The sequence below is a fragment of the Prosthecobacter sp. genome (assembly GCF_034366625.1).
GTDB lineage: Bacteria > Verrucomicrobiota > Verrucomicrobiia > Verrucomicrobiales > Verrucomicrobiaceae > Prosthecobacter.
In genome coordinates this window covers 159,088-178,547 of the sequence record NZ_JAXMIH010000010.1, presented here as the reverse complement: position 1 = coordinate 178,547, position 19,460 = coordinate 159,088, and the positions used below count along the sequence as shown (strand labels likewise).

General features: G+C 59.1%; 23 protein-coding genes and 1 pseudogene. 5 read left to right on the top strand and 19 right to left on the bottom strand.

Features of this window, described 5'->3' with window-relative positions; genetic code table 11:
• Positions 1 to 22: 22 nt before the first annotated feature.
• Both U1A53_RS13270 and U1A53_RS13265 read left to right on the top strand, forming a co-directional pair.
• Positions 23 to 2,215 (top strand): sulfatase-like hydrolase/transferase, encoded by a 2,193-nt coding sequence (locus tag U1A53_RS13270; protein ID WP_322281594.1) that lies wholly within the window; start codon positions 23 to 25, stop codon positions 2,213 to 2,215.
• On the top strand, positions 2,212 to 2,607 hold the full coding sequence (locus U1A53_RS13265) for a GxxExxY protein (RefSeq protein WP_322281592.1): 396 nt from the start codon (positions 2,212 to 2,214) through the stop codon (positions 2,605 to 2,607). The genes U1A53_RS13270 and U1A53_RS13265 overlap by 4 nt, the downstream gene beginning before the upstream one ends.
• 545 nt (positions 2,608 to 3,152) lie before the next feature.
• Here the strand turns inward: U1A53_RS13265 and U1A53_RS13260 are convergent.
• Entirely contained in the window at positions 3,153 to 3,773 is a 621-nt protein-coding gene (locus U1A53_RS13260) for a hypothetical protein (protein ID WP_322281590.1), read from the bottom strand.
• A gap of 37 nt (positions 3,774 to 3,810) precedes the next feature.
• On the opposite strand from U1A53_RS13260, the gene U1A53_RS13255 reads away from it, so the two are divergent.
• The gene (locus U1A53_RS13255) at positions 3,811 to 3,963 is read left to right on the top strand and encodes a hypothetical protein (RefSeq protein WP_322281588.1); all 153 of its coding nucleotides are present in this window, start codon (positions 3,811 to 3,813) and stop codon (positions 3,961 to 3,963) included.
• Between the two features lie 18 nt (positions 3,964 to 3,981).
• Here U1A53_RS13255 and U1A53_RS13250 read toward each other — a convergent pair whose 3' ends face one another.
• Both U1A53_RS13250 and U1A53_RS13245 read right to left on the bottom strand, forming a co-directional pair.
• Positions 3,982 to 4,299, bottom strand: a complete 318-nt coding sequence (locus U1A53_RS13250; RefSeq protein ID WP_322281586.1) for a DUF2283 domain-containing protein — start codon at positions 4,297 to 4,299, stop codon at positions 3,982 to 3,984.
• Positions 4,300 to 4,614: 315 nt separating this feature from the next.
• The gene (locus U1A53_RS13245; RefSeq protein ID WP_322281585.1) at positions 4,615 to 4,791 is read right to left on the bottom strand and encodes a hypothetical protein; all 177 of its coding nucleotides are present in this window, start codon (positions 4,789 to 4,791) and stop codon (positions 4,615 to 4,617) included.
• A 69-nt stretch (positions 4,792 to 4,860) separates the two neighbouring features.
• Here U1A53_RS13245 and U1A53_RS13240 point away from each other — a divergent pair, with 69 nt between their 5' ends.
• A complete protein-coding gene (locus tag U1A53_RS13240) occupies positions 4,861 to 5,742 on the top strand; it encodes a hypothetical protein (protein WP_322281582.1) in 882 nt (293 codons plus the stop codon).
• A 311-nt stretch (positions 5,743 to 6,053) separates the two neighbouring features.
• Here U1A53_RS13240 and U1A53_RS27080 read toward each other — a convergent pair.
• From U1A53_RS27080 to U1A53_RS13180, 12 genes and pseudogenes are all read right to left on the bottom strand, one after another.
• A pseudogene (locus U1A53_RS27080) lies at positions 6,054 to 6,344 on the bottom strand (C-terminal helicase domain-containing protein); the annotation flags it as partial.
• Between the two features lie 463 nt (positions 6,345 to 6,807).
• The gene (locus U1A53_RS13230) at positions 6,808 to 8,127 is read right to left on the bottom strand and encodes a universal stress protein (RefSeq protein ID WP_322281579.1); all 1,320 of its coding nucleotides are present in this window, start codon (positions 8,125 to 8,127) and stop codon (positions 6,808 to 6,810) included.
• Positions 8,128 to 8,180: 53 nt separating this feature from the next.
• Complete coding sequence (locus U1A53_RS13225; RefSeq protein WP_322281577.1) at positions 8,181 to 9,530, bottom strand: erythromycin esterase family protein; 1,350 nt, start codon at positions 9,528 to 9,530, stop codon at positions 8,181 to 8,183.
• Between the two features lie 2 nt (positions 9,531 to 9,532).
• On the bottom strand, positions 9,533 to 9,946 hold the full coding sequence (locus U1A53_RS13220) for an HPF/RaiA family ribosome-associated protein (RefSeq protein WP_322281576.1): 414 nt from the start codon (positions 9,944 to 9,946) through the stop codon (positions 9,533 to 9,535).
• 22 nt (positions 9,947 to 9,968) lie between these two features.
• A complete protein-coding gene (locus U1A53_RS13215) occupies positions 9,969 to 10,199 on the bottom strand; it encodes a hypothetical protein (RefSeq protein ID WP_322281575.1) in 231 nt (76 codons plus the stop codon).
• Positions 10,200 to 10,204: 5 nt separating this feature from the next.
• Positions 10,205 to 11,239, bottom strand: a complete 1,035-nt coding sequence (locus U1A53_RS13210) for a CapA family protein (RefSeq protein ID WP_322281573.1) — start codon at positions 11,237 to 11,239, stop codon at positions 10,205 to 10,207.
• Between the two features lie 43 nt (positions 11,240 to 11,282).
• Entirely contained in the window at positions 11,283 to 11,924 is a 642-nt protein-coding gene (locus U1A53_RS13205) for a phosphoribosyltransferase (protein ID WP_322281572.1), read from the bottom strand.
• A 23-nt stretch (positions 11,925 to 11,947) separates the two neighbouring features.
• Positions 11,948 to 12,646 (bottom strand): dienelactone hydrolase family protein, encoded by a 699-nt coding sequence (locus U1A53_RS13200; RefSeq protein ID WP_322281571.1) that lies wholly within the window; start codon positions 12,644 to 12,646, stop codon positions 11,948 to 11,950.
• A 1-nt stretch (position 12,647) separates the two neighbouring features.
• Positions 12,648 to 13,166, bottom strand: coding sequence for a TraR/DksA family transcriptional regulator (locus U1A53_RS13195; protein ID WP_322281570.1), 519 nt, complete (start codon positions 13,164 to 13,166; stop codon positions 12,648 to 12,650).
• A gap of 151 nt (positions 13,167 to 13,317) precedes the next feature.
• Entirely contained in the window at positions 13,318 to 13,770 is a 453-nt protein-coding gene (locus tag U1A53_RS13190) for an Hsp20/alpha crystallin family protein (protein WP_322281568.1), read from the bottom strand.
• Between the two features lie 97 nt (positions 13,771 to 13,867).
• Positions 13,868 to 14,149 carry a DUF2934 domain-containing protein gene (locus U1A53_RS13185; RefSeq protein WP_322281566.1) on the bottom strand — a complete coding sequence of 94 codons (282 nt, stop codon included), beginning with the start codon at positions 14,147 to 14,149 and terminating at the stop codon, positions 13,868 to 13,870.
• Between the two features lie 32 nt (positions 14,150 to 14,181).
• Entirely contained in the window at positions 14,182 to 14,709 is a 528-nt protein-coding gene (locus U1A53_RS13180) for a hypothetical protein (RefSeq protein ID WP_322281564.1), read from the bottom strand.
• A gap of 251 nt (positions 14,710 to 14,960) precedes the next feature.
• Here U1A53_RS13180 and U1A53_RS13175 point away from each other — a divergent pair, with 251 nt between their 5' ends.
• A complete protein-coding gene (locus U1A53_RS13175) occupies positions 14,961 to 15,608 on the top strand; it encodes a DUF6642 family protein (protein WP_322281563.1) in 648 nt (215 codons plus the stop codon).
• Here U1A53_RS13175 and U1A53_RS13170 read toward each other — a convergent pair.
• The 4 genes from U1A53_RS13170 to U1A53_RS13155 form a co-directional block, all read right to left on the bottom strand.
• Positions 15,548 to 15,937 carry a hypothetical protein gene (locus U1A53_RS13170; RefSeq protein ID WP_322281561.1) on the bottom strand — a complete coding sequence of 130 codons (390 nt, stop codon included), beginning with the start codon at positions 15,935 to 15,937 and terminating at the stop codon, positions 15,548 to 15,550. The two genes, U1A53_RS13175 and U1A53_RS13170, sit on opposite strands and share 61 nt — an antisense overlap.
• A complete protein-coding gene (locus U1A53_RS13165) occupies positions 15,934 to 16,620 on the bottom strand; it encodes a hypothetical protein (protein WP_322281559.1) in 687 nt (228 codons plus the stop codon). The genes U1A53_RS13170 and U1A53_RS13165 overlap by 4 nt, the downstream gene beginning before the upstream one ends.
• Before the next feature lie 483 nt (positions 16,621 to 17,103).
• The gene (locus U1A53_RS13160) at positions 17,104 to 17,775 is read right to left on the bottom strand and encodes a response regulator transcription factor (protein ID WP_322281558.1); all 672 of its coding nucleotides are present in this window, start codon (positions 17,773 to 17,775) and stop codon (positions 17,104 to 17,106) included.
• Between the two features lie 19 nt (positions 17,776 to 17,794).
• Positions 17,795 to 19,447, bottom strand: coding sequence for a response regulator (locus U1A53_RS13155; RefSeq protein ID WP_322281556.1), 1,653 nt, complete (start codon positions 19,445 to 19,447; stop codon positions 17,795 to 17,797).
• Positions 19,448 to 19,460: the final 13 nt, after the last annotated feature.

Sequence of the window (19,460 nt, the reverse complement as noted above, 5' to 3'; positions counted from 1 at the left end):
CGTTTGTTTCTCCCAACACCTCATGCCGCATCCCTCCCTGCAACGCCGTCACATCCTGAAAATCGTCGCGCTGACGGTGTTCGGCACGCTGGTGGTGTGGTATGCGGGGGCGCTCCTGAGTTTTGCCGGAAGCTCGCACGGCTTCAACAACCGCTTCTCCGCGGTGGCGCTGCAGCATCACTGGTGGTTTCTGGTGTGGAGCAATCTGGTGGTGCTGAAGGGCTACCTGCTGGTGGCGGCGGGCTATGTGGTGATGATTTATCCGCTGGTGCGGCTGTGGGGCAAGGTGCGGCCGTTTGCACGCTGGGGCGTGGTGTGGCGCACGCTGCTGTTCGCCGGGCTGCTGTATGGCTTCTTCATCTTCAAGCTGATGCTGGAGAAACCGTACTTCGGGGACTACAGCTACCTGCTGGGCTGGTATGACGCGCTGGGCACGGTGTGCGGCACGGGCGTGCAGAACGCGGTGCATGTGCTGATCGCGCAGGTGTTTCCGATGACGGCGATCGTGGCGGCGGCGGGCTTTTACCTCTTTGAGCTGCGCCGGTGGTTTGCACGCGCGGCACGTCCGCTGCTGTTCAGCTTTGCAGCGGTGGCGGGGGTTCTGGGGCTGCTGGTGGTGAGCGGCTATGGCGTGAGCCGTGCGCCGGATGCGGTGGAACTGGCGGGCGGCCGCAAGCGCCCGAAGAACATCGTGATCCTGGGATCGGACTCGCTGCGCGCGGATCATCTCTCCTGCAACGGCTACCCGCGCCTGACCTCGCCGAACATCGACCGTCTCGCGGCGCAGGGGGTGAATTTCGACCGGTGTCTGACGCCGATCGCCTCGACGCTGGAGTCGCTGACGAGCATGTTCTCCTCGCAGTATCCGCACACGCACGGCGTGCGGCACATGTTTCCAAACCGGGCGATGGTGGACACGGCGAACCGGGAATCGCCCTCACTGGGCGCGGAACTGCAGCGCCTGGGCTACGATACCGCAGTGATCGGCGACTGGTGCGCCTGCGGTTTCAACGAACTGCCGATGGGTTTCAAGGACATCATCGTTTCCGACTTCGACAACTTCCGGGTGTACATGAGCGAGGCGGTGTTCCTGCATCACCAGATCCTGCCATTGTTCTTCGACAACCACGTGGGCCATCTGCTGTTTCCGAAGCTCAAATCGTTCGCCAACTACATGACGCCGGAGGTTGTCACCGACCAGGTCATCGACCGCCTCAAGCAGCGTGCGACGGACGGGAAGCCGTTCCTGCTGTTTGGCTACTATTCCTGCACGCATCTGCCTTACAAGACGCCGACGCATTACGCGAAGCTGTGGACCGACCCGAAGTACGACGGACCGCACAAGCATGAACTGGCGCTGAATGTGGACCAGTTTATCGGCGGCACCGACATCAATGAGAAGTGGAGCAAGCTGCCGCCTCAGGAAGTGGAGCAGATTGTGGCCCTGTATGACGGCTGCGTGCGCATGTTTGACGACTCCGTAGGCCGTGTGGTGGCGGAACTCGAGAAGCAGGGGCTGATGGACGACACGATCATCCTGGTCACCGGCGATCATGGCGATGATCTCTTTGAACCGAACTGCACCTTCGGCCATGGCACGACCTTCAACGGCGGCGACCAGGCCAATCATGTGCCCGCCATCTTCCACATTCCCGGCCTGAAGAAACCTCAGCGTCATTCGCAAATCGCCCGCACGCTCGACTTTGCTCCGACGCTGCTTGATCTCGTCGGCGCTCCAGCGCAGCCGCGCTTTGAAGGGACGAGCCTGGCCCCGCTCATTCGTGGCGAGAAGCAAAGCCTCGGGCTCGCTTACTTTGGCGAAAGCAGCTATCTCTTCTTCCGCCGCAAGATTCCGGGTGAGGAACCTCTGTTCATACCGCCGATGGATGAAACCACCTTCATCGATCCTGATTTCGATTTTCATTTTGTGCTCAAGGACAAGTTTCAAGATGCCGTCCTGAAAACCAAGGAGCACTGCGTGCGCACCGAGCGCTTCAAATACATCCGCACGCCGGGTGTGAGGCACTCCATCGAACGTCTGTTCGATCTGCGCGAGGATCCGCACTGCGAGCGCGATGTGAAAAAGCTCTATCCCGAGGTCAAGGCGCGCCTCGCCGCCGCTCTGGACCAGTGGCTCACCAAGCACGTGCAGAGCACCACCCAGGAAATCTACGGCATCCTTGGTGAGGACACCCTCCAGCCTGTTGCCCCGTGAACGACGCCGACCTTCCGCATCTCGTCATCGGCGCGTGCATGAACGTCCACCGCGTCCTCGGCCCCGGCCTCACCCGGGACGCCTATGCCGAATGTCTCGCCATCGAGCTGCGGGAACTGGAGTTCGATTTCAAACGCAGCGTGCCACTGGAGTTTGACTACCACGGCAAGCGCATCAAGACCGCCACGCGGCTCGATTTTGTTGTGGGTGGATCACTGCTGCTCCAAATCAGAGCCCAGGACACCATCACGAAACTCGAGGAGCAGCAATTGGAGTCCCAACTTAAGCTCAGCCGGCTCAGCACCGGCCTGTTGGTCAATTTCAACGTTGCCACGCTGCGCAAAGGCATTCATCAGATCACCATGAAGCGGCAGGAGCAGTCCAAGACGTGACAGACATCGCCTGACCGGTTTGGTTCCGGCTTTGTTGGCCCAGCCGGTGACCAAATATCCATATTCAAACGGCACCAGCGCCCGATTACTTGACTTTACATTGATTGTTTGTAGTTAATTGGTACTGGTTCAGATCAATTATGGCGGTTCAAAAAGACGCATTCCGCGTTTTTGCCGTCACGTCGCCAGTACCGCCATCGTGCCCGGTGATGCGGGTTTTGAGTTATGGCGGAGGTTAATCCCCCTGCTTCAGGAGAAAGTGAAAATGCGGCCACGGATCAAGCAGATCAAAATGCGGCAACTCACATGGGAGTAGCGATTCTAGCGCGAACTTGTGAGAGTGACAGCGCAGCCATGCTGCGGACGATGCTAGGTTGCCCGGAATGTCTGGCCGATTTGTCTGAAAGAAACCCTTTGTCGTGGTTACAAAGCTTGCGCTCCCGCTGGCAAGCACTTGGTTTTCCTGATCCAGCAATTCCACAGGGAGAGAAGCTTCTAGAGGGACTGGAAAAGGCTTTGGATTCATGGGAGGCGGTGGCGTGAGTTTACTTCAAAGCGGTTTCAAGGTCGGACAAAAGGCGCAAGAATCTTTCCTTCACAGATTCGGCCTTTTGATTTTGTATGCGTGCATCCACGCTCCAAGGGTCGTTTCCTGTGGGGTCTCGGCATCCATGTGCCGCAAAATCGCGAAAGGCATCCCAAGCGTCTGCTGCCTTACATTGCTGTTTGCCCCTCATCCACTCAAGGCGGCCAGAGATGGCAGACTGCAATTGATTTACAATTTCGCCATGGATTTCAACAAACTGGCCGCCATGCGCAAAAGCACCAATCTTCCGCTTGGCTTCCCTGATCCTAAAAAAGCAGATACTTTTCAGCCTTTTGCCATCGCCGCGCCTTTCTATCCATTGCGTGATGAGGCTGCCAATCCATCCAAGAGCCAACCCGCCCACAAAGGCCCATCCTCTGTCAAACCACCCTTCCTTTGTGGAATTGACAGCACTTTCGCCGCCTTGATTCTTGGGGGTTGCATCATCGGGCGATTGTTGTTTTGCCTGTGCCTCTATTCGTGGGACAGATGGAACGAATACTGGTGGTGGCATGGCGGGCGCACCAGATGGCTCGCTTGCTTGAGCAAGAAGAAGGGCGGCAAAGATGGCAAGAGTCATAATTGAATTAAGACTCATCCTGTGCCATCCTTACCCCATGGCAACCACCAAACGCGCAACCAAACGAGCCAAGCGTAAAACCGCCACCAGTGCGGCAGAAGCGGGCGTACGCTCTGCGCAGAGATGGATGGCGGATTTCATCGCCAAGGCTGATCCTGAATCGGTCAAGAAGCCAGCAAAGCAGCGCTAGAGGCACTGACTTAAAATCTCACGCCGCACACAATTCTTCGCGATGTGGCGTGCTGCGTATTTTTGCTTTCGAGAAGTCCACATTCGGGGCGTCAACTTTAGCCGCCGCCACCACCTTGGACAGGTTGAACTCGTTGAACCCAATGCTCTCAATTCCAATCACCTCGCCCCGCGAGTCAAAATCAATTGCTAGATGCATTCCTCCCGCCGTTTGTTTGGCGATAGTTTTTGCAACCTTCCCGCTCTTAAAGCGCACATACGCAGCGTGCGAGTCGAAATCAATTTCGACCGTTGGAGCAGTTTTACTCTGCACAAAAAACGTGTGGTTTTCTTTCATAGATAATATGCAGTGACAAGCCAAGCTTCAGTACGTTTAATCTCAGCGATAACGACGAGAGTTTTTCCATCAACGGTTTTTTTGAATCTCTTAATTTTGCCCTTATGCAGGGGCTTCCCTGGAATGTGTTCGTGTGAATCGGGATAATTTATCGCATCCTGACAAGATTGGTACGACAAATCGCGCTCCTCTAGGCGCTGGTAAAAATGCCGTGTGCAATGAAACCTCACCCCGTGAGGAGACGGCAGGGGTGCCGGATTGTCAATTCTCCTTTCTGGTGCAGCGCAATAAAATTGCCCCACGTACGTAACGTCTTTACGCCACAGCAGAGTTGGCGAGCAAGACCGCTCGCGCCCATTCCCTCGGCTTCTGCTTGGCCTTGTTGGCTGCGGTTGCGATGGCTTCTTTTTCGTTGGCCGAAAGGCGCAGGGTGAAAACCTGCTTCGTTTCATCTTCCGGCAGCTTGGGGCGTCCTAGTGTTGTTCTTTTCATTTCCGTAATACGGGAAGTTGTTGCAACCAATGTATTTCCGTGTTACGGTAAGTCAACCCAAGAAATCTCATGGAAACGCTCTCCACCCCCAAACGTGCCGCCATCCTGCAATGTCTCTGCGAGGGGAACAGCGTCGCCAGTACCACGCGCATCACGGGTGCCGCCAAGAACACGATTCTAAGCCTCCTGCAACGCGCTGGCGCTGCCTCCGAGGCATACATGGACGAGCATCTGGTGAACCTGCCAAGCTCGCATGTGGAGATGGACGAGCTTTGGTCTTTCGTGGGCCACAAGAACCGGGGCAAGGAAGACCCTCGCGAATTGATCCATGATCCGGTGGAAGGTGACGTTTGGGTGTGGAAGTGCATTTGCGCAGACACGAAACTCATCATTGGCTGGCATGTCGGGGGCCGCACATTCGAGAATGCCGTGCGCTTCTGCCGCAAGCTGCCGCACCGTTTCGCCAAGCCGCCGCAAATCTCCACCGATGGCCTGCAAAGCTACCCGCTCGCCATCTCCTACGCATTCGGTAACGACGAGTACGCCCACGGGCGCTTGATCAAGCTCTACAGCAAGAACAAAGAGGGCCGCGAAGTCTGCATTGGCGCTCGCAAGGTCAAAGGCTACGGCAAGCCAGACATGGAGCGCACTTGCACGTCCTTCGTGGAACGCTCAAACCTCACGATGAGGATGCAAAACCGGAGATTCGCCCGCAAAACCAACGCGCATTCCAAGATCGTCCCCAACCACAAGCACATGATCGCGCTCGGCTTCATGCACTTTAACTTCTGCCGCGTGCATCAAACCCTCAAGCGTACGCCCGCAATGGCTGCTGGCGTGTCCAGCCACGTCTGGAGCTTGCGCGAAGTGGTGGAGATGATGGACGCCAGCGAAGCAGCCGCGCAGGAAAGAGCCTTCGCGCTGGCCTTTCGCCAGACATGGGCAGAGTAGCATTTCACGCCAAGCCGTGACCGCAGGCATCGCAGCGCCCAAGAGTCCGCAGACCGGGATTCTAGAAACACTGCAACCGATAATCCCCGTGACCGCAGGCCACATGCCAGCCGCTCAAGACAACGTTCCTGCCGTGGCGTAGAGAGAAGCAGGGGAACATTTGGCTAACCGTCGCAAAAACGCACGGTGCCAAATGCCGCTTGAAATTCCCATATTCGGTGTGAACCAGTACCAATTAACTGGTACTGGTTCAGATCAATTATGGCGGTTCAAGCGCGGGCATTACTCGCCTTTCGTTTGAGGCGTTTTGGTCAGGTCGAATCAGTTCCTCCAGATCCGTCTCGCTCAAGCCTTCCATCATCGGCGCTTTGATCATTCAGGGCGGCTTCCACGAACTCGCGTTTTTGGGCTTGGAGCTTGAGGATGCGTTCCTCGACGGTGCCACGGATGGCCAAGCGGTAGGCGTTGACGACCTTTTGCTGGCCGATGCGGTGCGCGCGGTCGATGGCTTGGGATTCGACGGCGGGATTCCACCACGGGTCGGCCAGGATGACGTTGTCGGCGGCTGCCAGATTGATGCCATAACCACCGGCTTTGAGGGCTGAGGAAGATGCGGCAGTTCGGGTCTTTCTGGAAGCGTTTCACTTGGGCTGAGCGGTCCTGGCTGCTTGCCATCCAGGTAGGCACGGTCGAGTTTTTGCGGTCTTTTCGAGTCACGCGCTGAGCGTGATAACTCACACACTCAACTGTGAATAAATACTTTAACACACCTAGCAATGCAACATCTGCCAAACTGATCGAGTGATTCACCTGACGGCATGGATCTCCTGCGATCAGGCCAAAACCTTCCGACTAAAAGGCCTTCCAGAAGGCAACCTCAGCAGAGAATGGCTTTGGTGGTGTGTGTTGAGCGCCCAAATTTCCCTGCCTGAGCGATGGAAAACGACCCCAAACTTCCCCAATCGACACCTTGATGGCTCGCGTGTGACTTCAAAGTGACTTTCGCGTGCGGAAGTCCCGCCCCGCGAAAACCGCTTCCGGGAGTGCCCATGAATAAGGGGATGCTCATGAAAGTGGCGGCGTGACGACAAAGACGGGTTTGTGCGAAACGGCGAGCACCGCCTGCACGGTCGATCCCAGCAAGGCAACACCAGTTCGAGAGTGTCCTTGTGTTCCCATGCAGATGACATCGGCACCCCGGCGTTCCGCAGCCTCGCAGATGGCGGCGGCGATGTCGTGGTGAGTCAGCACCTCGGATGTGATGGCGACACCCGGAACCGACAGTAGCGAGGCGGGCAGTGCCTTCAATTTCACCTCCGCCTCTCCCCTGGCCTTGGTCGTGGCGATGCTGTGATCAAAATACACCTCGGAGGCAATGACGGGATTGATGCCGCTCGATGGCTCATGACAGACGTGTACGAGGTGAATGGCACCACCCGCAGGCAGCAAGCCGTGGGCATGGCGGAGGGCTTCGGTGCAAACGTCGGTGAAATTCGTCGCCAGGAGCACGCGGTGGATGGATGGGATGCACGTTTCAGGCAAGCCTGCGGCAGATGGAACGCAGAGGACGTTGGCCGTGGCATGCGCGAGTGTGCTGCGGGAGAAGGAAGGAGCCTTCAGCCGCTGCCAGCCATGTCGCTGATGCGTGCCGACCACCAGCAGGCCGGACTTTTGTTCATCCGCCGTGCGCAGAAACTCGGCTGCGGGCAGACCGACGACATCACTCACATGCACCTTGACCGGCACATCGCCGAGAATGGCATGCAGGCGCTCCCAAACATCGCGCTGACGAGCGTCCTGCTGCTCCTTGGAGATGATGTGATCTTCAACCAGACGCACATAAGCCGCTTCAACTTCCACCTGTCCCAGCGTGACCAAGGTCTGCACCGCCGCAATGGCTGCATCCGCCGACGCGGTGAAGTCCACACCGCAGAGCAGACGCAGCGCGGCTTCACCGCCCAGCCAGTCACGCAGCAGATCCGGCTGACGAACGATCAGCGTGGGCACAGACGCGCCTTCGGCGACACGTTCCGCCACGCTGCCGAGCAACCAGCGCTCGGCCATGCCTTTGCCGACCGATCCAAGAATGATCATCTTCGTTGGCTGCTCAGCCGCTGCGTCAATAATCTCCGGGCTGGCATTCCCATGACGAAATTCTTCAACGACTTCCAAGCCGGTGGCACGCAACCGTTGCGCCTCACGCTTGAGCTGTTCGCGCAGAGGCTGGTCATCCGGCACCACGACCGGCAGATCGCCCATCACAATATAGTCCTGCGCGCAATGCACGAGCCGCAGCGGAAGCTGCAGTTTTTTCGCCAGCGCCGCAGCGATGTCGGCGGCCGCCATGGCGGCTTTGGAAAAGTCAGTGGCACAGAGGATTTGCATGATGAAGGTGGGTTGAGGTTAAAGCTGATGAAGGTGGAATCGGGGTCCTGCGCTCAAATGCCTGACGGGAAAGTCTCCGGCACTTCACCGGCTTCCCATGCCGCAGTTCGCTCCAAGGGTTCGACGGCGCGGGTTTCATCGAAATGAATCACGGCATCAAACTGGTCCGACAGGCGGGCATGGAAGTAGTGGCTTTGCCGCTCGGTGTCCGGCCGGTAGATGACGCCAATCGCTCGCTCCAGATGCAACTGACGCAGGGCGTCTTTGAGGTGGCTGTCCTCCCGCAACAGCAGCAGAAAGCGTTTCAATCCGACCTCATGAAACAGCGTCTCGAAACTGGCATGCAAGGCTGGTCGCACACACTTTCGTTCCGCCTGACCACCCCAGTCTGAACTCGCGGTGACGGTGCCGTGATGCGTCGTGAACCCCACCAGGACAGCCTTCGCGCCGTAGCGCTGACGCATGAGCTGACCGACATTCCATTCACCCCGGTGCCCCATGGCGGTGGCGCGTGCATCACCCAAGTGGGAGTTATGCGCCCATACCACGATTTTCGGCGGCCGCCCTTGATGCGTGAGATGACGCTCCAGCTCGACGAGCGTCTCCACCATATGGGTGTCACGCAGATTCCATGACGAAACATCGCTGCGATACATGGTGCGGTAGTACTGCTCGGCATTTTTGACGAGCCGTGCGTTCTGCTCGGCCATGAAGAAATCATCGGCGGCCACGCGCCCATCGAGCCGTGCCAGTTCGCTGGCGCGTGAGTACAGCTCGACAAACTGACTGACAACGGCGTCTTCACACGAGTAGCCATGGCCACGGGCGGTTTCAAAACCATATCGCTGCGTGTCACCGCCAAAACTGTCAAAGCACGCATAGCGCGCCCGGGCACGCGCGGCGGCTTCAGGATCGACCTTGTCAAGATAGCCCAGCACCACCGCCATGGAGGAGTTCATGCTGTAGAGGTCCAGGCCATAGAATCCTGTTTTGGACCGCTCCTTGGGCTGGCCATCGTTATGCGCGCGCAGCCAGCCGACAAAGTCGAGCACATCGGCATTGCGCCACATCCACGCGGGAAAGCGCTTGAAGCCGCCGAGAGAGTCAATGGCATCCATGTCATCGCCCATGCCGCGCACATAGCGGTTCACGCGGCTGGCATCAGGGAAGTCGGCTTCGACCGCCACGGCGGTGAAACCTTTCTCAGTGATCAGCCGCTTGGTGATCTGGGCGCGTTCGCGGTAGAACTCATGCGTGCCGTGAGATGCCTCGCCCAGCAGCACAAACCGAGCATCGCCGATGAGATCGAGCAACGGATCGTAGTCGGAGATCTCGCCTTCACGCAGAGGGTGTGCGGCCGCCCGCACGAGCGACTTGGGAGACACCTGGGCGGCTACATGCATGGTCAATCCTCCGCATCTTCGGTGTGGTGCTTGGTGTCGCCGCGCAGGACGCGGGCATAATCCTCCAGCCGTCGGCGTGCGGCGGCGAAGGCATCACGGATGGAAACATAGATGTCCTTGTGGTCGGGCTGTGTCTCCAGATGTTTCTCCCACTCGCCGGTTTCGCTGTTTGCGACGGTGCCGTGCAGTGAGGGCTCGTGGTTTACCACGATCTCGGAACCGGGCACATGCAGGTCGATACTGATGTGAAATCCTTTGCCCCGCTGGTGATGCTGATGCGGCGCCTCGACGACCACACGGCAACTGGTGATGCGGTTGAAATAGTGCCCCAATGCCGCCACCTCCTCGCGAATGCGCGCTTCGACGGCGGGTGAGACATCCATGTGGCGGAAAGTGATCTGGGGTGATTGTTGCATTTGATGTTGGAGTTGAGGTTCTTCACGATGACAAGCGAGACATGAAGATACTGGCGCAGCAGACATCGCGGCACTCTCCATCACCTGTCAGGCACTCTGCCGATATTGTCGTGAAGGCCATGTTGGAGCTGCGCGTCTGCATCGCGGCATAGATCAGGAATGTTCCAACAGTGCATGCAAGCAGTGGCCAGCCACGAATATAGCGGGCTGGCCGAGGGGCGATCACTGCTATCACAATGATTTCTGTCTTCATGGGTCTTACTTGGTGCTCGCCACCGGCTCGCGGTTGATCCCAGCGTGCTGGAGCACATCAATGACCAGGCGGTCCGAACCCGCCGAAGCCGTTGAAACAGTCCCGAATGGAGCGCACAACTCCTGCATGGCGGTGATCATGGCACCCGCCTCGACTGGCTCTGCAAGGCGTGCCTGGCACTCCCTGATCACGGTGGGAAAAAGGTGCAGATGGGTGATCTGCTTGCCCTCAACAAGGATCTCAAAGATCCAGGAGCGGTCGTTGCGCTCGATGGGATCGATGGCGTAGTCGTCCACAAAATCACCCGTGGAATACAGGATCAACCCGCCTTCAAAGACCTCAATGCCACGGCACACATGTGCCGAGTGGCCGAAGATCACGTCCGCGCCGGCCCGGATGAGACCGTGCGCCAGCGTGGTGTGTTGCGCACGCGGATGCGCGCCCCAGTTTCCGCCCCAGTGGGCGGCCACAATGAGCACGTCCACCTGACTCCGTGCCTGATGGACCTTGTTGATGAGTTCCGCCGTACGCTCGTCGTTGGTCTCCACCGGCACATAAAAGATGCCGGGATGATCCTCTCCCGCGTCCCAGGCCGGCTCATTGTCGGTGAAGGAGATAAAACCGATGCGAACGCCACGCACTTCACTGACAGCCAGTTGCGTTGCCTCCTCCCGGTTTAATCCCGCACCGCTATGAGCGACATGGGCACCATCCAGCAGCCTCAGCATCTCCACCATGCCGCGATGGTTGAAGTCGAGCGTGTGGTTGTTCGCCAACGAGACAGCATCCATCCGCGCCGCCTTCAGCGCCGCGAGATTTTTTGCATCGGTCTGGAAGTGATATGCTTTCGGAGAGCGTGCCCATGGCGAGCCATGGTCGGTGATGACGCACTCCAGATTGCACGCTCGCCAGTCAGCTCCGAGGAAGAGCGGCAGCGTGTTGCCCCAGGGATATTCCGGCGGCTGGTCACGCAGGTGTTCATTGACCTGACGACCGAGCATGACGTCGCCAACGAGGAGGAGCTTGAGAGGGTTGTTCATTGGAAGCAGTCGTTGATGGCAGGCACAGGGAGTGGATTCATGGTCAGAGCATTGGTGCTGGCTCAAGATCGGATGCCTTGACGAGCAATTGCGTGACTTCGGCATCCGTGGTCTGGGAGAAGTCTTCATACCACTGGCTGACGCCGCGAAAATCCTCCGGCGTCATGAGGGTGAGCAGTTCATCGACGATGGGTTCTAGATCAGCGCAGGAATCAGGCGACGCGACTGGCACGGCAATGATGATCTGCTGCGGATGCTGTTGTCGCAACGCCTGCACCGCAGCGCGGATGGTGGAGCCGGTGGCGATGCCGTCATCGACCAGGATGACGATTCTGCCATTGATCTCCGGTGTGCCGGTGTGTCCACGGTAGGCCAGTTCTCGACGGCGCAGTTCCTTCAGTTGCAAGACGGCTTCGGCTTCAAGCGCAGCGCGCGGAATGCCCATGGCCCGCATCACGTCATGGTGAATCACCTGCACCCCGCCGCTCGCGATGGCACCCATCGCGAGTTCCTTATAGCCTGGCACGCCGAGCTTGCGCACCACCAGCACATCCAGCGGCGCATGCAGTTGCTTCGCCACCTCATACGCCACCGGCACACCGCCACGGGGCAGTCCGAGCACGATCACGTCCTCGCGATCCGCGTACTTCATGAGGGCCTCGGCCAGCAGTTGCCCGGCATGCATGCGATTTCTGAAAACCAAGCTGTTCATGCGGCCTCCTCCCATTCGGCAGCAATGCCCATGTGCTTGCTGAACCAGTGTGCGCTGATCTGCGCCACCTGCTCCAGCTTGCCCGGCTCTTCAAACAGATGGGTGGCACAGGGCACGATGCGGAAGTCTTTCTCGCAGCGCAGTTTGTCATAAGCTTCATTGTTCAAACAGATGACCATCTCATCGTAGCCGCCGACGATCAGGAGCGTCGGCGAGCGAACTTTGTGCAAGGCGTTGCCAGCGAGGTCGGGCCGTCCGCCGCGCGAGACCACGGCGGCGACACGGTCGCCGAGTTCCGCTGCCGCCATCAGCGCGGCGGCACCACCCGTGCTGGCGCCAAAGTAGCCTGCCTTCAAGCCGCGTGTCTCCGGCTGCCGCTCCAGCCAACGTGTGACCCCGATCAGCCGCTGCGCCAGCAGATCAATGTCAAAGCGCAGAGCACCGGTGATGGCGTCCTGCTGCTCTTCCTCGTGTGTCAGCAGATCAAACAACAAGGTGCCGAGTCCTGCCTCACGAATGATTTCAGCGACATACTGATTGCGCGGGCTGTGCCGGCTGCTGCCGCTGCCATGCGCGAAGAGCACCACGCCCGGCGCGTAGTCGGGCAGTTCCAGCTCACCTTCGAGCTCCACATAACCGGTGGAAATCTTCACCGTGCGTGGCGCCTTCTTGGAAATTGCAGAGATGGTTTTCATGTCAGGGGGATTCGGTGGCGGCCACTTCTCGAGTCAGCAGATCCTCGTCTTCCGGATCCTCCATTGCTGACAAGGCACGCGGACCTGAGGTTTGGATGGATGAAACCGCGCCCAGGTGTGTTTGGTTGACGAGGCCTTCCTGTTCCAGACGCTCCTCCACTTCCCGTAGGTAACGCGTCCACGGCACCGCGCGCAGTCTTGCCGCTGGAATAGGTTTGCCGGTCTCCTCGCAGTTGCCGTATTTGCCGTCGAGTATCCGGCGGATGGCTGCATTCACCTCGTAGAGGGCATCCTGCTCCTGCGAAAGAATACCAAGAGCCAAATCATGATCGAACTCATCCGTGGCACTGTCGGCCAGATCCATGCTGTGCGGCTCCAGCGGTTCGGCTGCTTCAGCCATCTGGACGTCGCGGTTTTCCAGCAGGTGATCTCGAAAGGATTGCAGCCGCTGGTAGTGCCAGGACCAACGATCTGGCACGCGCACGGGGGAAGAAACTGGTGTTGGTGTTGGTGTTTTCATGATGTGGCTCCATTCAGGCTGCGACGGCTCACTGAGAGAAGAAAGTCCGCACGAAATGATGGGGCATGGAATTCACGGAGAAAAATCGGCAGGCGACCTCGAACCCGGCCGTCTCCGCCCCATGGCCCCATCATTAAGTTTTTTGCGTGACCTACTGCACCTTGACCTCGATGGTTTTCGGCTTGGCCTTTTCATCCTTGGGCAGATGCACCGTCAGCATGCCATCCTTGAACTCGGCTGAGACTTTGTCGCCGCTGACGGCTTCAGGCAGGGTGAAACTGCGCAGGAAGCTGCCATAGGAGCGTTCGATGCGGTGGAATTTCTTCCCCTTCTCCTCCTTCTCGATTTTGCGCTCGCCCGAGATGGTAAGCTCGCCGTTCTCGACGTTCACTTTCACTTCCTCCTTCTTCAGCTCCGGCAGCTCGGCTTTGACGAGGTACTCGTTGGCATCTTCGCTGATGTCCACCAGCGGCGTCCATTGGGAGACGGTCATGGCTTCTTTTTCACCGTTTCTTGAGGGGAAGTTCGTCCCAAAGAGACGTTCGAGGCGGTTCTCCAGATTGCCGAGTTCACGAAGAGGATTCCAGGTTGTTAATGCACTCATGATGTTTGTTTTTTGCGGTTTGGTGGGCGGATTTGTTCTTGTTCCGGTAAAACCTGTCCGCCACGAGCAGGCTGCGCCGAAGATTGGTTGATGAAGGTCAGCGCGCTTTGGCTGCTTTTTTAGCGTTCCCTGGCTGGCGCTTTGCAGAGCCATTGCCAGCAGGCGTGGCATCACGTTTCGCCGCGATCAATTTCCGATTTCCGGCTGCCGCCACAGGTTTGCTTTGTGCGGGACGTTTGCCGAAAAGCTGCTCCTCGGCTTGAAGCCAGTATTTGAGATCTTGACCGGGAGGGCAGTTGTCCCGCTGCCAAAGGTGATAGGCCAGCATGCGGGTTTCATCGAAGTGACGTTGAGGTGTTGTGGGAGGTGTCTGGTTCATGGCGGGTGGTGTTGAGGTGGAATGATCTGATTTTATCCATTGATGCCCCAGCAGGCGGGAGCGGAGTAAAAGTCCGAGCCGAACGGCTGGCGCCAGCTCTGCATCCCCTCCCCTTTTCGGCGCAGGAGCCTCAGCGCGCAGTCGTGGTTCAGGTGCTGGTCCAAATCATGATTGCACATGAATTCGGTCTGCCAGCGGCAGGCCAGTTGTTTCAGGCTTGAGCAGAGATTTGCGGAGCCATCACCAGCGTCATTATCATCATCATCATCCAGCGCAATGAGCGCGGCGCGATGGTGCTGCGGTTGTTCCCGGAGGCTGGCATCCAGCCAGCGTTCGATGTGATTGGGCAGCGGTTCGGTTGCGGCCACCAGGATCACATCCGCCTCGGCGGCCGCGCGGATGGACACGGCCCGCAAATCCAGTTGCCGCTCCAGCACTCCATAGTTCCAGGAGGCGGAGCAGATCCGCAGGTCGGAACCCAGGGAATCATTGAGCCACTCCAAGGTCTCATGGACACGAATGTCTGCGTAAAATCCGTTGTGGATGGCAACAACGGTCAAAGCGGGGTCTTGAATCCGCTTGTTAACATGACGAGCCGGGGGGCGTGGGAGAGTGCATTGCATGACGCGATAGTTCCCAAGCATGCAAAATCCGACAATGGGCAGAGTCCCGTTTGGCTTCTCAGCAAACGGCTGAGACGGGCTCAGCCGAATGGCAGATGCCTAAATGCAAGCGGGGGCCGGGATTCCGCCGGATAAAACAACGGTTGTGCCGCACTGTGTCCGCGCCTCAAGTTCTCTCCTGCACCACCATGCCTCGTGTTCCGCTCTATCTCAAAAACATCGTCTGCCTCGAAGCCCTGTGGACCGAGGAACTGGAGAACCGTTTGAGCGTGCTGCCCATCCTGGAACTGACGGCACGGACCACGAGCGCGAAGTTCATCTACCTCACCTGCAACACCAAGGCAGAGCTGCGGCACAACCTGAGCCTCGTCAGTCGCAAGAAATCCTATGGCATCCTGGTGCTGGCCTTCCACGGGGATCCCGGGAAGATCGAGCTGGCGAAACACGTGGTTGTCTCGCTCGACAGCCTGGCCACCATGATGGGCAGAAAGTTTGCCGGATGGGTGGTGCATTTTGCGAGCTGCAGCACGGTGCAGGCCGATGAAGAACGGCTGGCACGCTTCGTCACCGAGACACAGGTGGCGCTGGTGACGGGTTTCACCCAAACGCTGGACTGGACGGAAGGCGCGGTGATGGATCTTTTGCTGCTGCGCTGGCTGCAGGATTACCGCGATTTGAACGCGTTCTGGAAACACCTGCAAAAGCGCTACCCTGACCTCATTGAGACCACCGGAATGACCGCGTTTCCCCTGGCATTGGCAACGCAGACGAAAAGTCAGCCGCAGCCGAATGCACGTGGACGGGGTTCCAGAAGAAAGACATCCGCGCCCGGATAGGCGGCCGCCGCACGCTTCGCCCAGGCCGGATCACGCAGGACAATCACCACTGACATCAAGCCAAATGAGGGCAGATCCTCCCCGAGCGGCAGATAGCGGACTCCAAACCGGTCGTCCTCCATTTCCTTCTGGCCACGACGGGCCACATAGGCAAAACCATTCTGGTTGAGATGGCGTGCCAGTGCCTTCACCTGCCCGTCGGGCAGATCAGCCGAATCCGTGCCGTCGTCTGGATCCGGGGCGATGATCAGGAAGTTCCGGTACGTCGGCCAGCCGTCTTCATGGCTGGCGGCAGGGCGGCCTGTGGTTAACTGGAAGTCTTGATTCATACGGCGGCGGGCAGAAGTTTCTCCTCACGCTGAGTCAGAATGGTCAGGAAGTCGTGGAAACACAGCAGGCTCCGCTCGAGTGACTGGCTGATCGAAGGCAGCGGACTGCCAAGCCATTGATAGATGCCGCTCATGTCGAAACCGACCTGGACGATGACCCAGGTCCGGTGGTCGTTGATGGGTTCAAAGCTCACCGAGCCAAAGTTGGGGTGGGGTGCTCCAAACACGCTCTTCCAGGCGATGCGCTCAAACGGCACCACCTCACAGGCCTTCGCCTGCCACGCAAATTGATCGAACAGAGTTCGAACACACCAGGTCATGCGACCGCCATCGAAATGTTCGGGGGCGGTCGTGCCCTTCATGAAATAGGGCAGGTCAAACTTGGTCCACATCTCGTAGGCCAGGGTGAATGGCACCGGCACTTCAATGGACATGATAAGGCAGGCCGCCGCTTCATCGCTGGCAATGCTCCGCACGAGATGCACCCCGTTGTGCTGGTCATCCGGACGCTCGTGCCCGATTTGCGGCGGAGGGGCCACGATGGGGGCTTCGGCCTGTGGTTTGATCGGAGGCGGAACTCTTCTCAGCAGCACTCCTGTCTTGGTTCGATTTGTCGGCGCATGCCGGCGCTTGAGAACGTGGTTCATGTGCTTGCGCAGCGGGTGGTATCGTTTCGTTTTCATGGAGAGCCGGGAGTGTCAGTGGCGGACAAACTATTGGGCGGGCAGACTGGCGTGTGACGGCCAGCCGCCCGCCGCCATGCGGCGCTGGTGCGCTTCGACGTCGATCCCTTGGGACCGAGATGTTTTGTTCAGGGGCAAATGTTCCATGACCAACTGGGCCCTGAGTCCAGCAGCAGGCAGGCATGCCAGGTCAGTGTGTGCTCTCCCGCTGTTGCTGAATCCCTTCAGCCGACGCCAGTGGAAGAGTCTGGTCCCCTGCGGCTTGTGACAAAGCCCGGCTACTTCACCCATGAGTTGCTGCCTGAGACGGGAATGGCTCATGGCTCCCCTTCCCCCGGCTGTAGTTCGTCAGTTCTCATGCGCCGATGCTAGAAGGCGGGCGGGCACGAACAATGGGGAGACCCTCCCGACAGTTGTCAGGAAATGACTGAGACAGTCTTGGCAGATCCGCAGGGTGCTGGCCGTCACCTCAACCCAAGCGCATCACACCTGCTCCCCCACCCAGCGTACGGCGTAGTGAATGAGTTCCGTGGCGTTCTTCAGCCCGAGCTTCTCTTTGATGTGGCCGCGATGCGTGTCCACGGTCTTGAGGCTGATGTGCAGTTCCTGCGCGATCGCACGGTTGTCCTTGCCCTGGCCGGTGAGGCGCAGGATTTCGAGTTCGCGGTCCGTGAGTTTTCCCAAAGTCGAACTGCTGGCGGAGGAGCGCGGGCGGGAGAGGGCGTCGAGGATCGCCGCCGCCGTGCGCTCGCTGGCATACACCTGCCCGTTGAGCACCTTGGTGATGGCATCCCGCATCTTGTCCGGGCCTTCCTGCTTCATGATGTAGCCACGCCCGCCGGCACGCAGCACCCGTTCGGCATACAGTTGCTCGTCATGCATGGAGATCACCAGCACGGGCAGTTCAGGCCGCATGGCGTGGACGTCCTGCAGCAGTTCCAGCCCGCTCTTGCCGGGGAGGTTGATGTCCATGAGCACGATGTCTGGATTCAGCTTCGAGATCGCGGCAAAGGCGTCCCGGGCGTTGTCCGCCTCGCCGCAGACGACGAGGCCGGGGATTGCGGAGGCGATGCGGACGAGTCCGTCGCGAAACACGGGGTGGTCATCGACGATGAATACTTTTTTGGCCGGTGGGCCGGATGCTTTTTTAGCCATGGGTGGAAATGATTGCGGGTTAAGATTGCGGTGTTGGAATGGTGCAGACAACGGTGGTGCCGATGCCGGATGGATGGCGTTGGATGTCAAGGATGCCGCCAATGATGTCAGCGCGGTAGTTCATGATGCGCAGGCCCATGCCACGATGCTTGGGGTCCGGCTCGGCGAGGCCCTTGCCCTTGCCCTTGCCCTTGCCCTGATCCTTCACGGAAAGCACGGTATGATGGGGATTGGTGGAGAGTTCGATGTCGATCTCCTTTGCCCGGCCATGCTTGACGGCGTTGGTCACCGCTTCCTGGGCGATGCGGTAGAGATGCGTGGCCGTGGTGTTGTCCATGTCGATGGCCGGCGGGCATTGGCACCGGCAGTCGATGCGGAACATGTCGCTGGTGCGCGTGGCCAGTTCATCCAGCGCGGTGACGAGGCCGCCAGCCTGCATCGCCACGGGATGCAGCCCGCGCGCGAGCGAACGCGTCAGCCCCAGGGCGTTTTTGAGCAGGCCGGTGATCTTGTCGGCGCTTTCCGCCTCAGGGGAACCCTGCTTGATCAGGTTCGATTTCATCACATCGCTGAGCAGCCAGATGCCCGCGAGCTGCTGGCCCAGATCATCATGCAAATCCTGGCCGATGCGCTGCTTTTCGTGCTCGCTGATGTGCAGGATCTCCTCTTCCAGCTTGCGGCGCATGGCCGCCTCCTGCCGGAGTTTTTGATTGGCCTGTTGCAGCGCCCTGGTGCGTTCTTCCACACGTTTTTCCAACTCCTCATTCAGCCGCCGGATCACCTGCTCCGCGCGTTTGCGTTCGCTGATATCGACATGCGCGACAACGACGGAAGGCCGGCTATTGCCGGTGAATGGCGTGACGTAGCCAATGAACCAGCGCTGCTGGGTGGGCGAATGGCAGGCGTATTCCATGCTGAAGCGTGGAACGGCCCCGCTCATCACCTCGCGGATGCCGGCGGCAAATCGCACCGCCTCTTCGACTCCGTCGCCTGCGGCGGCATCACACACGGTGAGATAATTCATGCCGGTCGGAATGGTGGCAGGCAGCGTCCCATTCGTCGCGGCAAACTGGTGCCAGGCTTGATTGACGCTGATGATGACCCCGTTCTCGTCGAGCACGGCGAGACTTGCCGGAACGGCTTCGATGGTGGCATCGGCGAACAACCGGGCCGCATGCAGGCCCTCATTGGCCTGGGTGAGTTCCGCCGTGCGCTTGATCACGCGGCGCTCGAGTTCCGCGTGGGACTGGACCAGCGCAGCCTCGGCGGCGGCGAGGCGCTGTTGCTCCCGAATCCGTGCCAGCGCGCTTTGCACCACGGCCGGCATCATCGCGATGAAGTTCACGTCCTTGCCCAGATAATCGAGCGCCCCGCGCTTCATCATGTCCACCGCCACTCGCTCATCCCCCTGGCCGGTGATGACGATGAAGGGCAGGCGGAGGCCCTCCGATGCCATCACATCGATCAACTCGTGGCCTTTCACATCCGGCAGCCTCAAATCCAGCAGCAGGAGGTCCGCCCGGTGCTGCCGCAGCCACTCAATGGCCTGTTTGCCGGACTCAGCAGTGGCGGTGTGATGACCGTCCCGGCGCAGCTCGCGCACGATGAGCCGGGCGATCCCCGGATCATCATCCACCACAAGGATGGTCATGGGCGTGTGCGGTGTGATCATGGGATCGTCAGGG

Coding starts and splice junctions, on each gene's coding strand:
- U1A53_RS13270 (WP_322281594.1), top strand. CDS start 23: ATGCCGCATCCCTCCCTGCAACGCCGTCACATCCTGAAAATCGTCGCG.
- U1A53_RS13260 (WP_322281590.1), bottom strand. CDS start 3,773: ATGACTCTTGCCATCTTTGCCGCCCTTCTTCTTGCTCAAGCAAGCGAG.
- U1A53_RS13255 (WP_322281588.1), top strand. CDS start 3,811: ATGGCAACCACCAAACGCGCAACCAAACGAGCCAAGCGTAAAACCGCC.
- U1A53_RS13250 (WP_322281586.1), bottom strand. CDS start 4,299: ATGAAAGAAAACCACACGTTTTTTGTGCAGAGTAAAACTGCTCCAACG.
- U1A53_RS13245 (WP_322281585.1), bottom strand. CDS start 4,791: ATGAAAAGAACAACACTAGGACGCCCCAAGCTGCCGGAAGATGAAACG.
- U1A53_RS13240 (WP_322281582.1), top strand. CDS start 4,861: ATGGAAACGCTCTCCACCCCCAAACGTGCCGCCATCCTGCAATGTCTC.
- U1A53_RS13230 (WP_322281579.1), bottom strand. CDS start 8,127: ATGCAAATCCTCTGTGCCACTGACTTTTCCAAAGCCGCCATGGCGGCC.
- U1A53_RS13225 (WP_322281577.1), bottom strand. CDS start 9,530: ATGCATGTAGCCGCCCAGGTGTCTCCCAAGTCGCTCGTGCGGGCGGCC.
- U1A53_RS13220 (WP_322281576.1), bottom strand. CDS start 9,946: ATGCAACAATCACCCCAGATCACTTTCCGCCACATGGATGTCTCACCC.
- U1A53_RS13215 (WP_322281575.1), bottom strand. CDS start 10,199: ATGAAGACAGAAATCATTGTGATAGCAGTGATCGCCCCTCGGCCAGCC.
- U1A53_RS13210 (WP_322281573.1), bottom strand. CDS start 11,239: ATGAACAACCCTCTCAAGCTCCTCCTCGTTGGCGACGTCATGCTCGGT.
- U1A53_RS13205 (WP_322281572.1), bottom strand. CDS start 11,924: ATGCATGCCGGGCAACTGCTGGCCGAGGCCCTCATGAAGTACGCGGAT.
- U1A53_RS13200 (WP_322281571.1), bottom strand. CDS start 12,646: ATGAAAACCATCTCTGCAATTTCCAAGAAGGCGCCACGCACGGTGAAG.
- U1A53_RS13195 (WP_322281570.1), bottom strand. CDS start 13,166: ATGAAAACACCAACACCAACACCAGTTTCTTCCCCCGTGCGCGTGCCA.
- U1A53_RS13190 (WP_322281568.1), bottom strand. CDS start 13,770: ATGAGTGCATTAACAACCTGGAATCCTCTTCGTGAACTCGGCAATCTG.
- U1A53_RS13185 (WP_322281566.1), bottom strand. CDS start 14,149: ATGAACCAGACACCTCCCACAACACCTCAACGTCACTTCGATGAAACC.
- U1A53_RS13175 (WP_322281563.1), top strand. CDS start 14,961: ATGCCTCGTGTTCCGCTCTATCTCAAAAACATCGTCTGCCTCGAAGCC.
- U1A53_RS13170 (WP_322281561.1), bottom strand. CDS start 15,937: ATGAATCAAGACTTCCAGTTAACCACAGGCCGCCCTGCCGCCAGCCAT.
- U1A53_RS13165 (WP_322281559.1), bottom strand. CDS start 16,620: ATGAAAACGAAACGATACCACCCGCTGCGCAAGCACATGAACCACGTT.
- U1A53_RS13160 (WP_322281558.1), bottom strand. CDS start 17,775: ATGGCTAAAAAAGCATCCGGCCCACCGGCCAAAAAAGTATTCATCGTC.
- U1A53_RS13155 (WP_322281556.1), bottom strand. CDS start 19,447: ATGATCACACCGCACACGCCCATGACCATCCTTGTGGTGGATGATGAT.